The 18,176-nt window shown below is 70.4% G+C and carries 15 protein-coding genes and 1 pseudogene; 8 read left to right on the top strand and 8 right to left on the bottom strand.

Going from position 1 to position 18,176, the window contains the following annotated elements; translation table 11 throughout:
• Positions 1-49 precede the first annotated feature (49 nt).
• Both E2F49_RS13390 and E2F49_RS13385 read right to left on the bottom strand, forming a co-directional pair.
• Positions 50-2,119, bottom strand: coding sequence for a DUF1631 family protein (locus E2F49_RS13390; protein WP_165971240.1), 2,070 nt, complete (start codon positions 2,117-2,119; stop codon positions 50-52).
• Positions 2,120-2,279: 160 nt separating this feature from the next.
• Positions 2,280-4,613 carry a DUF1631 family protein gene (locus E2F49_RS13385; RefSeq protein WP_133394333.1) on the bottom strand — a complete coding sequence of 778 codons (2,334 nt, stop codon included), beginning with the start codon at positions 4,611-4,613 and terminating at the stop codon, positions 2,280-2,282.
• Between the two features lie 75 nt (positions 4,614-4,688).
• On the opposite strand from E2F49_RS13385, the gene E2F49_RS13380 reads away from it, so the two are divergent.
• Genes E2F49_RS13380 through E2F49_RS13370 form a run of 3 tightly spaced genes read left to right on the top strand, consistent with a single transcriptional unit; the run spans position 4,689 to position 6,836 of the window.
• The gene (locus E2F49_RS13380; protein ID WP_243713608.1) at positions 4,689-5,279 is read left to right on the top strand and encodes a nitroreductase family protein; all 591 of its coding nucleotides are present in this window, start codon (positions 4,689-4,691) and stop codon (positions 5,277-5,279) included.
• Entirely contained in the window at positions 5,276-6,232 is a 957-nt protein-coding gene (locus E2F49_RS13375; RefSeq protein WP_243713602.1) for a 5'-3' exonuclease, read from the top strand. Before E2F49_RS13380 ends, E2F49_RS13375 begins: the two co-directional genes overlap by 4 nt.
• Before the next feature lie 43 nt (positions 6,233-6,275).
• The gene (locus E2F49_RS13370) at positions 6,276-6,836 is read left to right on the top strand and encodes an NUDIX hydrolase (RefSeq protein WP_425481382.1); all 561 of its coding nucleotides are present in this window, start codon (positions 6,276-6,278) and stop codon (positions 6,834-6,836) included.
• A gap of 93 nt (positions 6,837-6,929) precedes the next feature.
• On the opposite strand, the pseudogene E2F49_RS13365 reads toward E2F49_RS13370, so the two are convergent.
• From E2F49_RS13365 to prmC, 3 genes and pseudogenes are all read right to left on the bottom strand, one after another.
• A pseudogene (locus E2F49_RS13365) lies at positions 6,930-7,148 on the bottom strand (alkylphosphonate utilization protein); the annotation flags it as partial.
• Positions 7,149-7,244: 96 nt separating this feature from the next.
• Positions 7,245-8,186, bottom strand: a complete 942-nt coding sequence (gene pip / locus E2F49_RS13360; protein WP_133394331.1) for a prolyl aminopeptidase — start codon at positions 8,184-8,186, stop codon at positions 7,245-7,247.
• Positions 8,187-8,221: 35 nt separating this feature from the next.
• Entirely contained in the window at positions 8,222-9,073 is an 852-nt protein-coding gene (gene prmC, locus E2F49_RS13355; protein ID WP_133394330.1) for a peptide chain release factor N(5)-glutamine methyltransferase, read from the bottom strand.
• A 63-nt stretch (positions 9,074-9,136) separates the two neighbouring features.
• On the opposite strand from prmC, the gene E2F49_RS13350 reads away from it, so the two are divergent.
• The 5 genes from E2F49_RS13350 (at position 9,137) to rnk (ending at position 14,174) form a co-directional block, all read left to right on the top strand.
• A complete protein-coding gene (locus tag E2F49_RS13350; RefSeq protein ID WP_133394329.1) occupies positions 9,137-9,994 on the top strand; it encodes an alpha/beta hydrolase in 858 nt (285 codons plus the stop codon).
• Between the two features lie 360 nt (positions 9,995-10,354).
• Positions 10,355-10,918 carry an alkyl hydroperoxide reductase subunit C gene (gene ahpC / locus E2F49_RS13345; protein WP_055246742.1) on the top strand — a complete coding sequence of 188 codons (564 nt, stop codon included), beginning with the start codon at positions 10,355-10,357 and terminating at the stop codon, positions 10,916-10,918.
• A gap of 184 nt (positions 10,919-11,102) precedes the next feature.
• The gene (ahpF, locus tag E2F49_RS13340; RefSeq protein ID WP_133394328.1) at positions 11,103-12,686 is read left to right on the top strand and encodes an alkyl hydroperoxide reductase subunit F; all 1,584 of its coding nucleotides are present in this window, start codon (positions 11,103-11,105) and stop codon (positions 12,684-12,686) included.
• A 49-nt stretch (positions 12,687-12,735) separates the two neighbouring features.
• Positions 12,736-13,647: a DNA-binding transcriptional regulator OxyR gene (gene oxyR, locus E2F49_RS13335; protein WP_133394327.1), complete on the top strand. Its 912-nt coding sequence runs from the start codon at positions 12,736-12,738 to the stop codon at positions 13,645-13,647.
• A gap of 107 nt (positions 13,648-13,754) precedes the next feature.
• A complete protein-coding gene (rnk, locus tag E2F49_RS13330) occupies positions 13,755-14,174 on the top strand; it encodes a nucleoside diphosphate kinase regulator (RefSeq protein WP_055246737.1) in 420 nt (139 codons plus the stop codon).
• A 48-nt stretch (positions 14,175-14,222) separates the two neighbouring features.
• Here rnk and msrA read toward each other — a convergent pair whose 3' ends face one another.
• The 3 genes from msrA to E2F49_RS13315 all read right to left on the bottom strand — a co-directional run bounded on the left by msrA (position 14,223) and on the right by E2F49_RS13315 (position 18,069).
• A complete protein-coding gene (gene msrA / locus E2F49_RS13325; RefSeq protein WP_133394326.1) occupies positions 14,223-14,873 on the bottom strand; it encodes a peptide-methionine (S)-S-oxide reductase MsrA in 651 nt (216 codons plus the stop codon).
• Positions 14,874-14,934: 61 nt separating this feature from the next.
• Positions 14,935-15,867 carry a DMT family transporter gene (locus E2F49_RS13320; RefSeq protein WP_133394325.1) on the bottom strand — a complete coding sequence of 311 codons (933 nt, stop codon included), beginning with the start codon at positions 15,865-15,867 and terminating at the stop codon, positions 14,935-14,937.
• Between the two features lie 66 nt (positions 15,868-15,933).
• A complete protein-coding gene (locus tag E2F49_RS13315) occupies positions 15,934-18,069 on the bottom strand; it encodes a GGDEF domain-containing protein (protein WP_165971239.1) in 2,136 nt (711 codons plus the stop codon).
• Positions 18,070-18,176 lie beyond the last annotated feature (107 nt).

The raw sequence follows: 18,176 nt of genomic DNA, 5'->3' as shown, positions 1-18,176 counted from the left end.
GCCCTCGCCCTGGAGTCGGGGCCATCCTAGCCCAGCGATACCGGCCCGGTCAGGCCGCGCCGGCCCGGGCAGCGAGCGTCGACAGCGCTTCGGACACCGCGCCGCCATTCGGGGGCCGCGCCTGCAGATGCCCGGAATCGATCATCGCCTGTAGCGCGTCGGGCATCAGCAGCAGTTCGCGCGTGCCGCTGGCGTTGACCAGCAGACAGGCGCCGCTGAGCGAGCTGCGCCAGGCCAGCCGCAGCGTGCGGCCCACGCCCGCCGCGCCCGGCTGCACGAAGCGCTGCCCTTCGCTGAAACGCGTGTCGGCCAGGCCGGCCACGAGATCCGCGTCGTCCGGCAGCAGCGGTGCGTCGTCGCCGGCCGGGGCCGTCGGCACGTGCACCTGCCTGGGTGTGGGGCTGGCGTGCTCGGCGACGAGCCCGGCAAGACGCGCTTCGGTCGCCGCGGGATCGGCGCCGCACTGCGCGCAGCAATCGCGCAGCGCCGGCAGCATGCCGAGCAGCCGGTCGGCCACGGCGCTGCCGCCGTCGTTGGCCGCGAGGCCATCGGATTCGACCAGTGCATCGCCCAGCGACAGCACTTCGCGATAGCGGTCTGACGCGTCGCCGTCGCGCAGCCAGGCCTGGGCCAGCGCCTGTCGCCATTCGACATCGAGAAAGCCGGCCACGCTCGGCAGCAAGGGGCGCCCCTCGAGCCGGCGCTGGAGTTCGAACGATGCCTGGCGGCGCGCCGCATCGAGCCGTTCGCGCCCGCGCAGCGCCTGCCAGGTGCGGCGCTCGACCGCTTCGGCGCGACGCCGGCCGGCGGCGAGCGCGGCATCGATCTGCGCCAGCTGCGCGGCGAATACCCGGCCGTCGCCGTGCGGCGCGTCTAGAATCGCATCGGCGACGCGATCGGCGAGGGTCTGCAGTTCCAGCGATTGGGCATCGCCGCCATCGGTGCCGTCCCACAGCTCCACCAGCAGCGAGAGCACCTGCATCGCCGGCGGCGAGGAAGGCTCGAACAGCTGCGGATCCTCGAGCGCGAGGTGCAGCCACGGCACCGCCAGCAGCGCCAGCTTCTCGCGCGCCGCAGGTCCCAACGTATGACGTTCAGCGAGGCGGTCGAACAGCGCGCCGACGACGGTCATCGCCTCGTCCTGTTCGGCATCGAACGCGACCGTGCGGCGATCGATGCCCAGCCCGCCGGCCACCATGTACATGCCCTCGCGCAGACGCGCGGCATGCGACGTGCCCGGCGGCAGCAGGCGGTCGGCCTGCAGCAGCGCGAGCGTCGACATGAACTCGTCGCGCAGGAAGCTGCGCTCGGCCGCGTCGAGTTCCGCGCGTCGGTCGTCGCGCTGGCGTCGGGCATGACGGCGCAGCAGATTGCCGCGTGGCGCCTCGAGCCGCGACGCCGGCGATGCCCCCGCGCCCGCGCGGGCGACCGCGTTGCCGGTCTCCCAGATCCGCGTCTTGTTGGCCGGCACCGCGTCCATCGAACCGCCGAGGCCGGCGATCAGCGCCGCCTGGTCGCTGTCGCCGGCGAGCGCGCAGCCGGCTTCGGCCAGTCGCGTGTTGCACCAGCCGTAGAGCGCGGCGAGTTCGCCATCGAGCAGCGCTTCGTGACGACGCAGCAGGGCCGCACGCAGGCGACGGCCGCAGTCGCCGGCATCGAATGCACGCAGGAAACTCTCGACGAGGAAACGCGCAGCCAGCGGATTCGACGGCCGGCCGCGGTACTGCAGGCGCGCGGCCAGCGTGTGCAGGCGCCGGTCGATGATGTCGCGCACGCTCTCGAAGCGCCGGTCCAGCGCTTCGGCGACGGGCTGGCCGATCAGCTGCGCCTGCAGTTCGTCGTCCGAGAGCAGCGAATACGCATCGTGTCCCTGCGCGACCGGCGGATCGGGCCAGACCGCGAACACCTCACCCAGCGCCTTCTGCCACTTCTGCTCGTGCTGGATCAGTTCGGCGGCCAGCACGGTCAGGCTGGCGAGGTCTTCGGATTCCATCGCGCGCGCCGGCGAGTCGCCGGTCGCCGCTTCGAGGGATTTCTGGACGCGCGCGCGCTCGCTGCGCAGCGTTTCGCCCAGCAACGGCAGCAGCCGCGCGGTGGCCTCGCGACGGATTCCTTCCATCAATTGCGCCGGCGTTTCCGCCCGCAGGGCATCGCCCGGTCCTTGCGTCGACACGGGCATCGCGCCCACTCCAGCCCCCTGAGGATGGCCGGACAATAACGCAAGCGACATGCCGGCGTCTTAACGCGAGCAATCGATCATGCGTGGAAAAGGCCTTCGATCAGGCGGTCGCAGCGTCGCCGGCAGGGTCGTTGGCGGCATTGAGTTGCTGCCACAACTGCTTCATCGCCTCGTCGAACGGCGCGTCGACCGCACGCACCACCGCGCGCCCGGCACCGACCAGCGCGGCGAGTTCCTCGGGCGACACCACCATGCGACGGATGCCGCGACGGTTGACGATCAACAGCCGCTGGGTCAGCGGGCTGATCCAGGCGACACGCGCCGCCGATTCGCGGCCGTTGTCGTCGACCAGACGCAGCCACTGGCCGACGCGCAACTGGCGCATGCGCGCGGCGATGGTCGGATCGAAATCGAGCGCGCCGTGTCCGCCGGCCAGGCGCAAGGCCGGATCCGGCGCCTCGTCCTCGGCGTCCAGCGGCTGCGGCGCGTGCACGCTGCGCGGCGTGTCGGGCAGCGCGAGCGCGGCGATGATCCGGGCGACCGCGTCGCGCGCGGCGTTCGCATCGAGACCGCAGCTCGAATAGCACTCGGCCAGCGGCATCTGCAGCGCCAGCAGTTCGTCGGCCACCGCACTGCCCAGCGCATGCGCGGCGTCGAAATCGACCTGCACCATCGCGTCGCCGACACCGATCGCAGCCAGGTGCCGCGCCGAATCCGGCCCGTCGCGCAGCCAGGTCTGAGTGAGGTGGTGCCGCCAGTGGCGGTCGAGGAAGAACGCGACCGCGGCGGTCAGGCGGCGGTCGGCGAGCCGCGAGGCGACCATGTCGTCGACGCTGCGGCGCGCCTGCTGCAGGCGTTCACGGCCGTGGATCGCCTCGGCCGCACGGCGCTCGGCGACGTCGGCACGTCGACGCTGCTGGTCGAGACGCTCGCGCAACTCACCCGCGGCGAGTTCGAACACCGCCTGGTCGCTTTCATATTCGTCGACGACGCGGTCGACGACGCGACCGGCCTGGTCGAGCAGGTCGCGGTCCTGCGGCGTGTCGCCGACGTTGCCGTCGCAGGCCTCGGTCACCGCGTCCAGCAGCCGGCGCGCCGGGTGCGCGCGCTGGTTGAACATCGAATCGTCGGTCAGCGCGACCTTCAGATACGGCATGACCAGGCGGCCGTAGATGTCGCGCGCCTGCTGCAGCAGATCGTTGGCGTCGAACAGCGCCTGGAACAGGATGCCGACCAGATCGATCGCGTCCTCGTCGTTGCGGCTCAGCGGCGTCTGCTCGGGATCCACACCGAGCTCGCGCAGTCCGCGCAGCAGTTCGTCGCGGATCACGTCGCCGAGGCGACGCCGGTCGTCGCCGGTCAGCGCGCGTGCGAACGGCGCGGGATCGTCGCCCTGCAGCATCCGCGCGACGCTCAGCAGCTGCGACATGCCCAGCACGTTGCCGCCGGCGCCATCGGCGCCCGCATCGACCGGCGCTTCATGTGCGCGGCGCTCGCGCCAGTGGTGCAGCTGCTCGCGCACCAGGTCGCGATAGCCGCGCGACGCGGCAGCATTCGAAGCTGCCTGGCCGTGCGCGGCCAGTTCGTCCATCAGTCCTGTCGACAGCGGACCATAGCCAGTGCCGCCTGCGGCGGGCGCTGCGGCCTGGTCGCCGGCAACCGCATGTTCGACCACGCCGCCGTCCGGCACCCAGGTCTCGGCGCCGGCGTCGACACGTCCGCTGCGCGCAGGCGCCGTGCCACGGACCAGCTGTCGCGCCTGGGGCACGACATCCGCGCCGGGGCCGATGCCGGCGGCATCCAGGGTCGCGTTGGCCTTGGCATAGACCTCGCCGAGGATGCCCGGCATGCGCTTGTCGAACTGGTTGAATACCAAGGTGCGCAACCCGGGCGGCAGCTCGTCGGCCTGGAACAGACGCATGAAGGCCATCACCGGCACTTCCGGGCGCAGCGGGTTGGCGTGCACGCCGCCGATGCCCAGCCGCGCGGCCAGTGCATCCAGCCGCTCGCCGAGTGCGGTCAGCGGATGCAGGAACTGGTGGTCCATCAGCTCGACGATCTGCTGCGCGGCGAGATGGATCTCCAGCTCGCCTTCCGACATCAGCGACAGCGTGTCGGCACCGGGCGGCGCGGGGCGATCGGCCAGCCAGAGGTCGAACTCGGTCTCGATCGCCTTGCGGTAGTGCGTGGCCAGTTCCAGCGCGCGATGGCTGAGGTCCTGCACGGCCATGCGCTCTTCCTGCGCGACCATGTAGTCGTGGCGCGCAAGCGCCGCCAGCCGCACCTGCTCCTCGATCGCACTCCAGAACCCCGACAGCACGCCACCCAGCGCGGTCACCGCGTCGTGGCGCAGCGTTTCGAGCACGCGGGCAGCGTCGCGGGCAGGACCCGCGCGCGTAGCGGTACCGGCGCCGATGTCGTGGTGATGCGTCATTTGGGGGAGAATCGGGGGAAGGGGCGCACTGCCCCGCGCATAAGATTCCCGAACCCCCACGGCAGGTCTGTGACCATTTCCGCAAATACTGAACACGATGCTCTGGCGGCGCTCGATGCGCGCCGCTCGGTTCCCGCCCGGCAGCTCGACCCGCCCGGTCCCGACGATGCACAACTGCTGCGCATGCTGCGCTCGGCGGTGCGCGTGCCCGACCACGGCAAGCGCGTGCCGTTCCGCTTCGTGCGCATCGAAGGCGACGCCCGCGATGCCCTGGGCGAGCGACTCGTCGCCCGCACCCTCGCACGCGACCCGGAGGCGGCGCCCGCTGCGCTCGACAAGGACCGCAAGCGCTTCTCGCACGCGCCGCTGGTGATCGTGGTGGTCGCCGTGCTGGACGCCGACGACACCGCGATCCCCGAAGTCGAGCGCCTGCTGACTGCCGGCTGCGTGTGCTTCGCCCTGCTGCAGGCCGCGCAGGCGATGGGCTTCGGCGCATCGTGGCTGACCGGCTGGCCGGCGTTCGACGAGGCGGTGCTCGACGTGCTCGGCCTCGGAGCGCAGGAACGCATTGCCGGCTTCATCCACATCGGCACGCCGCGCATCGAGGCGCCGGAGCGCGAACGCCCGGATCCGGCATCACTGCTGACCGACTGGCGCGCGCCGTGACCCTGCCGCCGCAGGCGGTGCAGGCACCGGCGACGCCGGCCACCGCGCCGCTGTACCTGGTCGACGCCAGCCTCTACGTGTTCCGCGCCTGGCATTCGATGCCCGACGAATTCCGCGACGCCGAAGGCTGGCCGACCAACGCTGTGCACGGGTTCGCGCGCTTCGTCGCCGAACTGGTCGAACGGGTGAGCCCGCGCTACATCGCGATCGCGTTCGACGAGGCGCTCGACAGCAGTTTCCGCAACCGCATCTATCCCGCCTACAAGGCCAACCGTCCGCCGGCGCCGGAGGAACTGCGACGCCAGTTCGCGCACTGCAAGGCGCTGTGTCGGGCGCTGGGATTCGTCGTGCTGGCCGATACCGAATACGAGGCCGACGATCTGATCGGCAGTGCGCTCGAAGCCGGGCGCGCGCGGGCGCATCACGGCGTGATCGTCTCGGCCGACAAGGATCTGTCGCAACTGCTCGAAGGCCACGACGAGCAGTGGGACTACGCACGCGACATGCGCTGGCGCGCCGACGGGGTGCGCGACCGCCATGGTGTGGAGGCGCGCCAGATCGCGGATTACCTTGCGCTGTGCGGCGACGCGGTCGACAACATTCCCGGCGTGCCCGGCATCGGCTGCAAGACCGCGGCGAGCCTGCTGCACCATTTCGGCACGCTGGATGCGCTGCTCGAACGCAGCGAGGAGATCCAGTTCCTGCGCTTCCGCGGCGCCGGCCAGGTCGGACCGAAGTTGCGCCTGCATGCCGACGCCGCACGGATGTACCGCCAGCTGACGACGATCGCGCGCGACGCGCCTTTGGGCGAAGGTGCGCAGGGCTTCGCGCGGCGACCGGGCGATGCGGACGCGCTGCACGCGCTGTGCGAAACGCTCCGGTTCGGTCCGCTGACCCGTCGGCGCCTGTACGCGGTCGCCGGGCTCGAGTACGCGCCTTCTGTCAGTGCGTGAGAACCCTTGCCGCTCGTCACGAATGCCGCGTTAGCATCGGCGCATGACCGATCCCTCGATGCGCGAACACACCGAAGTCCTCTACCAGGGCGACTGGCTGCGGCTGGTCCGCCATGGCAAGTGGGAAGCCTGCGAACGTACCCACGGCGGCAACGGCATGGCCGTGCTGGTGATCGCGGTGACGCCCGATGACGAGGTGCTGTTCGTCGAGCAGTACCGCGTGCCACTCGGCGCGCGCACGATCGAGATGCCGGCCGGCCTCGTCGGCGATGGCGGCAGCACCGATTCGCTGGAAGACGCCGCGCGCCGCGAACTGATCGAGGAGACCGGCTGGTCGGCCGGCCGCGTCGACGTGCTGCTGACCGGGCCGACGACGGCCGGCATGAGCAACGAGCGCGTGGCCTTCGTGCGTGCGCGCGACCTGACACGCGTCGGCGACGGCGGTGGTGTCGACGACGAGGCGATCATCGTCCACACCGTGCCGCGCGCGACCGCGCCGGCATGGCTGATGCGCAAGCACGCCGAAGGCTACGAGCTCGATCTCAAGCTCTGGGCAGGGCTGTGGATGGTGGACTTCAATCCGGACGGTTCGTCGGCCGACTGAGAAGCCGGATACCTCTGGTGGTAGCGCGCTTGCGCGCGAATGCCTTCCGGAAGATCGCCCATTGGCGCGCAAGCGCGCTCCCACAGAATCACGTCAGGCCTTCTTGACGAACTCGGTGCGCAGCACCAGGCCCTTGACCTTCTCGACGTTGCATTCGATCAGGTCGGCGTCGTCGGTCAGCCGGATGTTCTTCGCCAGGGTGCCGCGCTTGAGGGTGACGCTGGTGCCCTTGACCTTGAGGTCCTTGATCACCGTGACGGCATCGCCGTCGGCGAGGCGGGTGCCGTTGCTGTCCTTGACGACCAGTGCTTCTTCAGACATTGCGGGTTCCTGTGCGCGGGGCTTGCCGCCGCGCATCGATCATGCGTGGGAAACGACGCGCCGCGGGCGAGCCGCGGCGCGCGTGGATCAGGCGAAGCGATCGGTCGCGCGCACCAGCGCGTCGACGTTCTCGGCCTCGAATGCGGAGTGGCCGGAGGCCGGCGTCACGACCAGTTCGGCCTTCGGCCAGACCTGGTGCAGGTCGAACGCGTTCTGCACCGGGCAGACCACGTCGTAGCGGCCGTGGACGATGACGCCGGGAATGTCGACGATGCGGTAGGCATCGCGCAGCAGCTGGTCGTCGACCTCGAAGAAGCCGGCGTTGGTGAAGTAGTGGTTCTCGATGCGCGCGAACGCCAGCGCGAACTGCGCGTCGGCATGGCTGTCGGCGAAATCGGCGTCGACGTGCAGGAAGCTCGTCGCGCCTTCCCAGACGCTCCACGCGCGCGCGGCGGCCAGGCGCGTGGCCTCGTCGTCGCTGGTCAGGCGCTTGTGGAAGGCGGCGATCAGATCGCCCCGCTCGTCTTCGGGAATCGCGGCGATGTACTGCTGCCAGGCTTCCGGGAACAGGCGCGAGGCGCCTTCCTGGTAGAACCATTCGAGCTCCCAGCGCCGCAACATGAAAATGCCGCGCAGGATCAGTTCGGTGACCTGGCGCGGATGCGTCTGCGCATAGGCCAGCGCCAGCGTCGAGCCCCAGGAACCGCCGAAGACCTGCCAGCGGTCGACGCCCAGATGCGCGCGCAGGCGCTCGATGTCGGCGACGAGGTCCCAGGTGGTGTTGTCGACGAGATCGGCGTGCGGCGTGGAGCGGCCCGAGCCGCGCTGGTCGAACAGGATGATCCGGTACTTGGCCGGGTCGTGGAAGCTGCGCATCTTCGGGCTGCAGCCGCCGCCCGGGCCGCCGTGCAGCAGCACCACCGGCTTGCCCTTCGGATTGCCGCACTGCTCGTAATACAGCGTGTGGCGCTCGTCCACGGCGAGCGTGCCGGTGTCGAAGGGTTCGATCGCGGGATAGAGCTGGCGCATGCGCGTGTTCCGGGGAAAAACCGGCGTCCAGTCTATCAGCCGGCTTCCGCGCCCCCGGGCGCGCGGCCGAGCGTGACGCGCTCGCGCGCCTCGAGATCGCGGGCCGTGTCGACCTCGACCAGTCCTGCCTCGACGAACAGCGCGCGTACGTCTGCGCCCTGCATCGGCCCGTGTTCGACCAGCAACCAGCCGCCCGGTTCGAGGTGGGCGAGCGCGCCCGCGGCCAGCACGCGGATCGCGTCGAGACCATCGGCGCCCGATGACAGCGCGGACGCCGGCTCGAAGCGCAGATCGCCTTGCGCGAGATGCGGGTCGCCGTCCTCGATGTAGGGCGGATTGCTGGCGATCACGTGCATGCGTGCGCCGCCCAGCGGCGCGTACCAGTCACCGTGCGCGAAGCGCACACGCGACAGTCCGAGCGTCGCCGCGTTCGCACGCGCGATCTCGAGCGCGGCGGTACTGGCGTCGGTAGCGAGCACGTCGGCATCGGGCCGTTCGCGCGCGATGGCCAAGGCGATCGCGCCGCTGCCGGTGCCCAGATCGACGACGCGGGCACCCCGCGCGGGCAGACGCGCGAGGGCCAGCTCGACCAGCAGTTCGGTGTCCGGCCGTGGGATCAGGGTCGCCGGCGAGACCGCGAGATCGAACCCGAAGAATCCGCGCACGCCGGTGAGGTAGGCGACCGGCTCGCCGGCTTCGCGACGGGAGACCAGCGCGTCGAACCGGGCGACCGCGTCGGCCGGCACCGGATCGCGCGCGTGCGCGAACAGCCAGGTCTGCGAACGCCCCAGCGCGTGGGCCAGCAGCCAGCGTGCGTCGGTCGCGTCGATGCGCGCCGCGGCGCTGCGCAGCAGGGCATCGGCGTCGTGTACCGGAATCGTCTCCATGGCTTCACATCGTAGCCGGGGGCGTGCCGTGCATGGTGCGCACTCCTGCAAGGAGTCACCCTGATGCCCCGTCCGTTCCGCGCGTGTTTCGCCGCCGCGCTCGCCCTGCTGGTCAGCGGCTGTCAGAGCGCGTTCTTCGGCTTCGTCAACCGCGACAGCGCGCAGCCCGATGCCACCGCGGTCTACGACGCGCCGCGCGGTCTGTCGCTCGACATCTACCGCCCGCGCGATGCCGCTCCGGATGCGCCGGTGGTGCTGTTCTTCTACGGCGGCTCCTGGCAGCATGGCATGCGCGCGCAGTACCGGTTCGTCGGCAGCCGCCTGGCCGAACACGGTGTGGTCGCGGTGGTGGCCGATTACCGCACCTGGCCCGCGGCAGGCTTCCCGGCCTTCATGGAAGACGCCGCGCGTGCGACCCGCTGGACCCGAGACCACGCGGCCGAATACGGCGGTGACCCCGGGCGTCTGTTCGTGGCCGGACATTCGGCCGGCGCGCAGATCGCCGCGCTGCTCGGCACCGACGCGCGGCGTCTGGCGGTGGTCGGCATGAAACCGCAGGATCTGGCGGGCGTGATCGGCCTGTCGGGGCCGTACGACTTCGTCATCAGCGGCAAGCTCGAAGAGATCTTCGGGCCGCGGGCGCAGTGGCCCGAGGCGATGGCGGTGCGCTTCGTCGACGGCGACGAGCCGCCGTTCCTGCTGATCCACGGCGATGGCGACCGCACCGTCGACGTGACCAACAGTCGCAAGCTGGATTTCGCCCTGCGCCGCAAGGGCGTGTCGTCAACGCTGGAGGTCATCCGCGGCGGCAACCACTTCGTGACCGCGGCGGCCTTCTACGATCCGGAGAAAGCGCCCGAGGTCCTGCCGGCGATCCTCGACTTCGTCCGCGGCGCCGGCGAGCGCGCCGGATCGGACTGACTGCGGCCGGGACGCGGACAAAATGAAGGCGGCCGAAGCCGCCTTCAAAGATTCCGTGGACGTGTGGGAGGGAGGTACGGACACGGAACTCGGTGCGCGGTGCGAGCACCGCGGGCGACTGCGTGACACGTGTTGCAGCCGCCGTTGACCCGATACTGCTGCAGCGCAGCAATGAATGCAAGCCCTGTGGATCCGATTTCCGCTCCCTCACGAACCCGCTTTCTTTGATAGCCACCAGCTATTGATTGAATTCCTATAATCGATTTCCCAAATCGATAGACGCCGCCTACTCTATGCGCAGCCGGATACACCGGCAGCGACCCGCAGTCGTCCCGCCCTCCCCTGTTTCCAGGAGTTTTCATGTCCCTCATCAATACCCAGGTTCCCGCCTTCAAGACCACCGCCTACCAGAACGGCGAGTTCGTCGAGGTCAGCAACGAGACGCTGAAGGGCAAGTGGTCGGTCCTGATCTTCATGCCGGCGGCCTTCACCTTCAACTGCCCGACCGAGGTCGAGGACGCGGCCGACAACTACGCCGAGTTCCAGAAGCTGGGCGCCGAGGTCTACATCGTCACCACCGACACGCACTTCTCGCACAAGGTGTGGCACGAAACCTCGCCGGCCGTGGGCAAGGCGCAGTTCCCGCTGGTCGGCGACCCGACCCACCAGCTGACCCGTGGCTTCGGCGTGCACATCGATGAAGCCGGCCTCGCGCTGCGCGGCACCTTCGTCGTGAATCCGGAAGGCGTCATCAAGACCCTCGAGATCCACGACAACGCGATCGCCCGCGACGTCACCGAGACCCTGCGCAAGCTCAAGGCTGCCCAGTACGTGGCCGCCAACCCGAACGAGGTCTGCCCGGCCAAGTGGAAGGACGGCGAGAAGACCATCGCCCCGTCGCTGGACCTCGTCGGCAAGATCTGACGTTTGCAGCACGACGGCGCAGCCCATCGCGCCGTCTCCGCCCCCATCCCGCCACGCGCGGATGGGGGTGGACCGGAAGCGGCCACCTCCCCCGCCGCTTGCGGTCCACCCCTCTCCCCCGGTCCCGGTGCACCGAGCCTTCGGTGCGGCGCGGACGCCCCCACCCGTCGTCAGGAGCGTTGTCATGTTGGAAGCCGATCTCAAGGCGCAGTTGAAGGCCTATCTGGAGCGCGCGCTGCGCCCGATCCACATCATCGCCTCCGTCGACGGCGGCGCGAAGTCGCGCGAACTGCTGTCGCTGCTCGACGACCTCAAGGAGGCCAGCGCGAAGATCACGGTCGACACCACGGGTGACGACGCGCGCAAGCCTTCGTTTGCCCTGACCTCGCCCGGCACCGACATCGACGTGCGCTTCGCCGGCCTGCCGATGGGCCACGAATTCACCTCGCTGGTGCTGGCCCTGCTGCAGGTCGGCGGCCATCCGTCGAAGGCGGCCAAGGACACGATCGAGCAGGTCGTAGCGCTGGAAGGCGACTTCCTGTTCGAGACCTACTACTCGCTGTCCTGCCAGAACTGCCCGGACGTGGTGCAGGCGCTGAACCTGGCCGCGGTGCTCAACCCGCGCATCCGCCACGTGGCGATCGACGGCGCGCTGTTCCAGGACGAGGTCGAGGCGCGCGAGATCATGTCGGTGCCGACCGTGTTCCTCAACGGGGCGAAGTTCGACCAGGGCCGCATGACGCTCGAGCAGATCGTCGCCAGGCTCGACACCGGCGCGGCCAAGCGCGATGCGGCGAAGATTGCGGCGAAGAAGCCCTTCGACGTGCTCGTCGTCGGTGGCGGCCCGGCCGGCGCGGCCGCGGCGATCTATGCCGCGCGCAAGGGGATCCGCACCGGCGTGGCCTCCGAGCGTTTCGGCGGCCAGGTACTCGACACGATGGCGATCGAGAACTTCATCTCGGTCAAGGAGACCGAAGGCCCGAAGATGGCCGTCGCGCTCGAGCAGCACGTGCGCGAGTACGACGTCGACATCATGGACCTGCAGCGCGCGACGCAGCTGGTGCCGGCCGGCGATGACGGCCTGGTCGAAATCCGGCTGGAGAACGGTGCGTCGCTGAAGTCGAGGACCGTGGTGCTGTCGACCGGCGCGCGCTGGCGCCAGCTCGGCGTGCCGGGCGAGGACCAGTACCGCAACAAGGGCGTGGCCTATTGCCCGCATTGCGACGGTCCGCTGTTCAAGGGCAAGCGCGTGGCGGTGATCGGCGGCGGCAACTCCGGCGTCGAGGCGGCGATCGATCTGGCCGGCATCGTCGCCCACGTGACCCTGGTCGAGTTCGATCACCAGCTGCGCGCCGACGAGGTGTTGCAGCGCAAGGTGCGCAGCCTGTCGAACGTGCGCATTGTCACCGGGGCGCAGACCACCGAAGTGACCGGCGACGGCGCGAAGGTCAACGGACTGGTCTACAAGGACCGCGCGGGCGGCGACAGCCACCGCGTCGAACTGGAGGGCGTGTTCGTGCAGATCGGCCTGCTGCCCAATACCGAATGGCTCAAGGGCGTCGTCGAGCTGTCGCCGCGTGGCGAAATCATCATCGACGATCGTGGCCAGACCTCGGTGCCCGGCGTGTTCGCCGCGGGCGATGCGACCACGGTGCCGTACAAGCAGATCGTCATTGCGATGGGCCAAGGCGCCAGCGCCGCGCTCAGCGCGTTCGACCATCTGATCCGCACGCCGGCGCCGGTGCTCGAAGAGGCCGAAGCGGCGTGAGCAATGCGGCGGCCCGCATGATGCAGCCGCGTCCGGCGGGCCGCGCGCGATGAACCTGCGCGACCTGCGCTATCTGGTCGCGTTGGCCGATCACCGGCATTTCGGCCGCGCGGCCGCGGCCTGCTTCGTCAGCCAGCCGACGCTGTCGACGCAGGTGCGCAAGCTCGAGGAAGAACTCGGCGTGACGCTGATCGAGCGCGCGCCGCGCAAGGTCATGCTGACGCCGATCGGCGCGCAGGTCGCCGACCGTGCGCGACGCATCGTTGCCGACGTCGAGCAGATGAAGGAACTCGCGCGCCGCAGCTTGGATCCCGAGGCCGGCTCGATCCGCCTGGGCCTGTTTCCGACGCTCGGCCCCTATCTGCTGCCGCATGCGGTGCCGCTGCTCCGCGAGCGTTTCCCGCAATTGGAAATGCTGCTGGTCGAGGAAAAAAGCGACGTCCTGCTGAGCCGGCTGCGCGACGGCCGTCTCGATGCCGCGATCCTCGCCTTGCCGGTCGACGAGGACACGCTGCATGCGGAATTCCTGTTCGAGGAACCGTTCCTGCTGGCGGTGTCCGACCGCCATCCGCTGGCCTCGCGCGAACGGTTGAGCCTGCAGGAGCTGTCGTCGCAGAAGCTTCTGCTACTCGAGGACGGGCACTGCATGCGCGAGCAGGCGCTCGACGTGTGCCGCCTGTCCGGCGCCGGCGAACACGCGGAGTTCCGCGCGACCAGTCTGGAAACCCTGCGGCAGATGGTGGCCGCGAACGTCGGCGTGACCCTGCTGCCGACACTGGCGACCAAACCGCCGGTCGCGCCGTCGCCGCATCTCAGACTGATCGACTTCAGCGATTCGCGGCCCACGCGGCGCATCGCGCTGGTATGGCGCCGCAGCTCGGCGATGCACGCCTTTCTCGAGGAATTCGCCGGCGTGCTGCGCGAACTGCCGCAGGCGCTGTTCGAACCCGACGCGGCCTGAGGCCGCTCGCCGCCCACCGGCAGAGCCGGCACAATCCCGCGGGGCGGCGCATGGCGTCGCCCCTTTCGTCATGGGCCAGCGCGCCCGTCCTTCCAGGAGTCCATCCGATGTCTTCGCAACCCCCGAGCGGCCTGCCACCATCCACCAGCCCGGCCATCCGCCTGCATTCCCGTGACCTCGCGCGTCTCGACGCGCTGCTCGACACCCCGATCTACCGGCAGCACCCCGGCGCGCCCGCGCTGCAGCGCGAACTCGACCGCGCCGACCTGCTGCCCGACGACGCCACCGCCGCGCCGGTCGTCGGCCTCCACGCCCGCGTCCGCTGCATCGACGACGCCAGTGGCGCCCATCACGCGCTTACCCTGGTGCTGCCGCACGAAGCCGACGTCGACGCGGGCCGCGTCTCGGTGCTCGCGCCGGTCGGCACCGCCCTGCTCGGCCTGACCACCGGTCAGCGCATCGACTGGCCCACCGCCGGTGGTCGCGTCCTGCGCCTGCGCGTGCTGGACATCAGCCCGTCGGACTGAGCGCTTCGTGCGGCACGTGTACGACCGTGCCGCGCGCTGCCCGATGCCTCAGAGCGCGACGCCCACCGGGCAGGAGACGCCCGTCCCGCCGATGCCGCAATAGCCGGCGGGATTCTTGTGCAGATACTGCTGATGCTCGTCTTCGGCGTAATAGAACGTCGGCGCCGGATCGAGGATCTCGGTGGTGATTGCGGGGAACCCTGCCGCCTGCAGCCTGGCCTCGTAGGCGTCGCGGCTGCGACGCGCAAGCGCGGCCTGTTCGGGCGTGGTCACGTAGATCGCCGAGCGGTACTGCGTGCCGGTGTCGTTGCCTTGGCGCATGCCCTGGGTCGGGTCGTGGCTTTCCCAGAAGGTCTGCAGCAGCGTCTCGAACGCGATCTGCGCCGGGTCGTAGACCACCAGCACCACTTCGGTGTGGCCGGTCTGGCCCGAACACACTTCGCGGTACGTGGCATTGGGTGTCGCGCCGCCGGCATAGCCGACCGCGGTGGTCACCACGCCCGGCAGCGACCAGAACTTGCGCTCGGCGCCCCAGAAGCAGCCCATGCCGAACTGGACCTGTTCCAGCCCGTCGAAATCGCCCTGCAGCGGGCGGCCGTGCACGGCATGCGCGTTGTGCACCGGCATTGGCGTCGCGCGACCGGGCAGTGCGTCCTCGGGACGTGGCAGGCGTTGTTTCCAGGCACCGATTCCGAGCATCACCGCATCTCCGTTCGCGGCAGAGCGCCGCTCCCACTGGATGCGGGCGCGCGGCGGCGCTTCAAGTACGCGCGGCGGGCGGCGGCACCGGACGCGCGCGTCCCTTCAGGCTGGCGAGGAAGATGCCGGCCAGCGTGAAGGCCAGTCCCAGCCACTCGCGCGGCAGCGTCTGCCGGTCGAGCACGACGATGTCCAGCAGGAACGCGCACACCGGCTGCACCAGCAGCAACAGCCCGATCAGCGCAACCGGCAGGTGCTGCATCGCGCGCGAGATCAGGATCCAGCTCAGGCAATGGCCCAGGCCCGCGAGCAGTAGCAGCCAGCCCAGCGACTGCCAGCCCGGGATCGCGAACGACACGCCCTCGGCGACACCCGCCAGCCCCAGCAGCACGGCGCACAGCAGCGACACCATCGCCAGCACCTGCGCGACCGGCGCCGTGGCCGCCGACGTCTGCGCGTGGCCCGCGCGCTGCACGTGGCGCAGTCCGATGTTGTAGACCGCGTAGCACACGCCGGTGCCGAGCCCCAGCCACACGCCCCAGCGATAGTCGGCCGGCAGCGTCGCCCAATCGGCGCCCAGCAGCAGCCACAGCCCGAAGAACGCGAGCGCGATGCCGGCGACGAAGCGCAGGCCGATGCGTTCGCCGAACAGCAGCACGCCGGCCAGCGCCATGCAGAACACCTGCGCATTGGCCAGCAATGTCGCCAGGCCCGGACCGATCAGCAGGATGCTCCGGTGCCACAGCCACAGATCGGCCGCGAACGCGGCGGCCGGCAGCAGGGCGAGCCACCACACGCGGTGCGTCAACGGCCGCCAGTCGCGACGCAGATGCACCAGCAGGGTCAACAGCACGCCGGCGAACAGCATGCGATAGAACGCCGAGATCGTCGGTGGCGTCCCGGCGAGCCGCACCATCAGTCCGTTGGTGCCGATCAGCGCCGCGCCCGACAGCATCCAGATCAGCGCCGTGCGACCGGTCGCGGTGTCGTGCATGGAGAGTGTCCGCGTGGGGGACGCGCAGCCTAGCAGCGCGACCCGCAGCGCGATGCGCGGCCGGCCTCAGCTGAAGACGGCCGGGGCCACCTGCACGCAGTTGCGGCCCTGACGCTTGGCCGCGTACAGAGCCTTGTCGGCGCGCGCGATCGCCGCGGCCGGGGCGTCCTCGCCGCGCAGACGCGTGGCGATGCCGATGCTCACCGTCAGGCGCACGCGCTGGCCCTCGTGGCGCACTTCGGCATTCTCCACCGCGGTGCGCATGCGCTCGCCGACCGCGCGTGCCTCGGCGCCGTCACGGCCCGGCAGCACGGCGATGAACTCCTCGCCGCCATAGCGCCCGAACATGTCGGCCTCCGACAGCACACCGCGCAACGCGCTCGACACTTCCCGCAGGCAGTCGTCACCGCAGGCATGGCCGAAGCGGTCGTTGACTGACTTGAAGTGGTCGAGGTCGATGAACAGCACCGAGACCGGACGCCCGCTGCGCTCGGCCTCGGCGAAGGTGCGCTCGATCCAGACGTCGATCGTGCGGCGGTTCATGGTGCCGGTCAGCGCGTCCATCTCGGCCGAGCGGCGCAGCTTGACCGCCGCGGCCGCCTGGTCGACGTGGAGCTGCACCACGCGCGCGAGTTCGCCGATCACCGACATCTCGTCGGTGGTGAACCCGTCGCCGCCGGCGCGGCGCAGCAGCAGCACGCCCCAGCCCGGCGCGCGCACCTGGAACGGCACCAGCGCTTCCATCGCGACCACCGGACCGCCCGCGGACGGATGTACCGGCTGCTGCAGCGCCAGTCCGGCAGTGGCCTGGCGACGCAGGATCAGGCCGCGGCGGTTGATCTCGTGTTCGATCGACGGCAGCGCGCTCGCGGGTTCGACCAGCAGGTGGTCGCGTCCCTGATACCCGCGCAACACCGCGATGCACGATTCGGTCGGCACCAGCGGCAGCAGATGGTCCATCAGCAGGCGGAAGCCCTGCCACGGAATCTCGCCCGGATCGAGGCCGTTGAGCTGGGTCTGCAGCGCGGTCGACAGGTCGGCGCGCGCAGCTTCGCGGCGCATCTTGCGTTCGGTGTCCAGGCGCGCGAGCCGGTCGCGGTCGCGCGCTTCGCGGTAGTCGCCGATGCGCTGGGTCAGCGCCAGCGCCAGCAGCAGGGCGAACGCGACCGCGGCGCCCTGATAGCCGTAATGCAGCAGCGGACCTTCCGGCAGGAGCCCGTGCCGCGACAGCGCCACCCAGACGCCGGCCAACACCGAAACCGCCGCAGACCCGGCCAGTGCCCAGCCCAGCGGCACGCCGCGCCGCGCCGCATCGACCAGCAGGCCGATCACGGCGATGCCGGCCATGGTCCAGCCGACCGCGCTGACCGCCTGGGACGCCTGCGCCAGCCACGGCAGATTGAGCAGGAACAACGCGGCCAGCGCGACCAGGGCGATGCCGATGCCCCGGACCAGCCGCGCGTGGCGATAGGCACGGCCACGCATCGCGTAGGCCTCGACCAGCCACAGCGTCGCCGCCGCGTGGACCAGCGTCAGCGCCGAGAGTCCCTGCAGACGCCACAGACCCAGCAGACGCACGCCGGGCAGGCCGTATAGATGGCCGTTCATCGCCTGCAGCAGCAGCACCAGCGCCACGACGAAACAGAAGAAGCCGATGAACAAGCGGTCGCGGGAGGCATACGCCAGCGCCAGTGCCAGCGCGGCAAGCGTCAGCAGCCCGCCGTAGACCGCGCCGCCGAGCGCGACGCCCGACCGCTCGATCCGCCGGATGTCGGGCGACAAAGCCAGCACTGGACGCAGCCCGCCGTGCAGACCGCCTTCCGCATGCGCTTCGAGCACCGTCGGACCCTGCGCGTCGCGCGGCAGCAGGAAGGCGAAGCCGGCAGGCAGGATGCCCTCGTCATCGCCGACCTTGAAGAAATCCAGCGGCTCGCTGTGCCAGCCGTCCGGACCAACGAGCTGCAACCTGTCGACCGGCTCGCGCGGGAACCACAGCGCCCAGCGCCGGTCGCCGGCCGTGGGCAGCTCGAAGGACATGCGCACCACGCCGTCGGCGACCGGGGTCATCGCGACCTCGCGGGTCTCGTCAGGGTGCAACTGCGTGGTGGAGACCAGCGCGGCGAACAGGCCCATCAACAGGACCAGGCAGGCGGCGAGCACCCAGCCGTGGCCGGGCATGGAACGCGTCGCGTTCAACTCCATCGGCATACCTGCCCGTCGGCCCCGCCGGGCAGCAGCTCGAATGCATCGATAGACGGATGCGCCGATATGCGCATGCCTGCTCCCCCTGTATGTCCCTGCGCCATCGC

The organism is Luteimonas terrae, assembly GCF_004358165.1.
In the GTDB taxonomy this organism is placed as follows: domain Bacteria; phylum Pseudomonadota; class Gammaproteobacteria; order Xanthomonadales; family Xanthomonadaceae; genus Luteimonas; species Luteimonas terrae.
Note: the sequence above shows the minus strand (reverse complement) of the source record. Positions and strands in the feature narration are given on the sequence as shown.